General features: G+C 70.8%; 3 protein-coding genes. 1 reads left to right on the top strand and 2 read right to left on the bottom strand.

What is annotated here, in order from left to right; all coding sequences use genetic code 11:
* Both CCN39_RS45780 and CCN39_RS45775 read right to left on the bottom strand, forming a co-directional pair.
* The coding region (locus tag CCN39_RS45780) for a DUF6049 family protein (protein ID WP_244211319.1) at positions 1–435 on the bottom strand (435 nt) is incomplete at its 3' end.
* A complete protein-coding gene (locus CCN39_RS45775) occupies positions 432–974 on the bottom strand; it encodes an NUDIX hydrolase (protein ID WP_167455376.1) in 543 nt (180 codons plus the stop codon). The genes CCN39_RS45780 and CCN39_RS45775, both read right to left, overlap by 4 nt.
* Positions 975–1,075: 101 nt before the next feature.
* Between CCN39_RS45775 and CCN39_RS45770 the strand changes: the two genes are divergently transcribed.
* A partial coding sequence (locus tag CCN39_RS45770) for a CCA tRNA nucleotidyltransferase (protein ID WP_086853220.1) occupies positions 1,076–2,442 on the top strand: 1,367 nt, incomplete at its 3' end.

The following is a 2,442-nucleotide window of genomic DNA, read 5'->3' as shown; positions in this document are numbered from 1 at the left end:
GCCGTTGACGTTGACCAGCAGCGGGTAGACGCCGGGGCGGCCGAGCCGCTCCGCTCGCGTCCCGGTCAGCGGGACGGTGAGGTTCAGCGGGGCGCTCTGGCCCGGCTCCAGCACGTCGGCGACCGACGCGAACTCCGTCAGCGGGGTGTCCTTGATGACAGCACCGGACAGCACGTCACTGACCCCGCGCTCGGTCGTCGCCCGGTCCCCGACCTGCAGCCGCACCTGCGGCTTGGCGATCCGGCGGTCGCCGGTGTTGGTCACCGTGCCGGTGACGGTCAGCGCGGTCGTCGAAGTCGTGATCACCCGCGGGCTGAGCCCGGCCAGGTCGATGCGCAGGCGCGCGCCCTCCTGCGCCTGGGCGACCGTGGCGCCGGCGAGGGCGGGGACGGCCAGGAAGAGGACGGACAGGAAGGTTGCGGCGAACCGCTTCACTCGGGGGCTCCCTCAGGGGCGTGCTCGTCTCGTCCGTGGACGTCCGGGCGCGCGAAAAGTTCCTTGGCCTTCCGGACGAGCTTGCGCTCGTCGGAGTAGGCGAGTTTGGACTCCAGCTCGGCCAGCGGGACCCAGGCCACCTCGGTGACCTCGACGTCTTCGTCGGAAAGCTCGCCGCCGAGCGACTCGAGCAGGAAGTGGTGCACGGTCTTGTGGATGCGCCGCTTCTCGGCCACGAACCAGTAGTCGATGGTGCCCAGTGGCCGCAGGACGCGCGCGGAGATGCCGGTTTCCTCCTTCACCTCGCGCACGGCTGTCTGTTCCACCGTTTCACCGTCCTCGATGTGGCCCTTGGGCAGCGACCACAGCAGTCTGCCGTGCCGGTCGAGCCGGCCGATCAGCACCGCCTGTTCGCGGTCGGAGTCCACCACGAGACCACCGGCCGACGTCTCGTCGACCGTGGTCAGCCGCCTGCCGCGCTGACGCCTGCGCCGCCTGCGCGGCTTCGAGGCGCCGGGGCGGCCGGCTGATCCAGACATGCTGCGATGCTAGAGCAAACGGTTGCCCCGGTAGGCTGGCTCTCCGTGTCCGTGTCCGGCGGTGCCTGCAGCTATCGCACCTGGAACGTAGTGGGATTTTCGTGAACGACGTGGTCGAGGAGCAGGTGGTGGGGCTGATGGAGGTCTCTCCCCTGGCGGAGGAGCTGGCGGAAAGGTTCGCCAGGGCGGGGCACCGCCTGTACCTCGTGGGCGGCAGCGTGCGCGACGCGCTGCTCGGCCGCAGCTCCGGTGACCTCGACTTCACCACCGACGCGCGGCCCGACCGGGTGCTGAAGATCGTCAGCGGCTGGGGCGACGCGGTCTGGGACGTCGGGATCGCCTTCGGCACGGTCGGCGTGACGAAGAAGGGCATGCAGCTCGAGATCACGACGTTCCGCGCCGACAGCTACGACCGCGTCGGCCGCAACCCCGAGGTCACCTTCGGTGACAGCATCGAGGGCGACCTCCTGCGCCGCGACTTCACGGTCAACGCGATGGCCGTCGAGCTGGCGTCCAAGACGTTCATCGATCCGCACGACGGGCTGAGCGCCCTGCGCGAGCGGGTCCTGGACACCCCGGCGACGCCGCAGGAGTCGTTCGCCGACGACCCGCTGCGGATGCTGCGCGCCGCCCGCTTCGCCGCCCAGCTGGACTTCACCGCCGCGCCGCGGGTGGTCGACGCGATGACGTCGATGGCGGACGAGATCGACCGGATCACCGCCGAGCGCGTGCAGGCCGAGCTGTCGAAGCTGCTGCTGGCGCCCGACCCGCGGCCCGGCCTGGAGCTGCTGGTCGGCACCGGGCTGGCCGAGCGCGTGCTGCCCGAGGTGCCCGGGATGCGGCTGGCGATCGACGAGCACCACCAGCACAAGGACGTCTACCAGCACTCGCTGACCGTGCTCGCCCAGGCGATCGACCTGGAGAAGTCGCACGAGCCGACGTCGGAGCCGGACCTGATCCTGCGGCTGGCGGCGCTGCTGCACGACGTCGGCAAGCCGGCCACCCGGGAGTTCCAGCCGGGCGGCGGCGTGAGCTTCCACCACCACGAGGTGGTCGGCGCGCGGATGGCCCGCAAACGTTTGCGGGCGCTGAAGTTCTCGAAGGAGATCGTCGACGACGTCTCCCAGCTCGTGTTCCTCCACCTGCGGTTCCACGGCTACGGCAAGGGCGAGTGGACGGACTCGGCGGTCCGCCGGTACGTCACCGACGCCGGCCACCTGCTGACCCGGCTGCACAAGCTGGTCCGCGCCGACTGCACCACCCGCAACCGCCGGAAGGCGGCGGCGCTGCAGGCGACCTACGACGACCTCGAAGCCCGGATCACCGCGCTCAAGGCCAAGGAGGACCTCGACCGCGTGCGGCCGGACCTCAACGGCGAGCAGATCATGGAGCTGCTCGGCCTCAAGCCGGGGCCGGACGTCGGGAAGGCGTGGAAGTTCCTCAAGGAACTGCGCCTGGACCGCGGCCC

This window comes from Amycolatopsis kentuckyensis (assembly GCF_002155975.1).
GTDB classification, from domain to species: Bacteria; Actinomycetota; Actinomycetes; order Mycobacteriales; family Pseudonocardiaceae; genus Amycolatopsis; species Amycolatopsis kentuckyensis.
This window is presented reverse-complemented; position numbering and strand designations above follow the sequence as displayed.

Bases quoted from the DNA above. Each gene is read 5' to 3' on its own strand.
- CCN39_RS45775 (WP_167455376.1), bottom strand. From the start codon at position 974: ATGTCTGGATCAGCCGGCCGCCCCGGCGCCTCGAAGCCGCGCAGGCGG.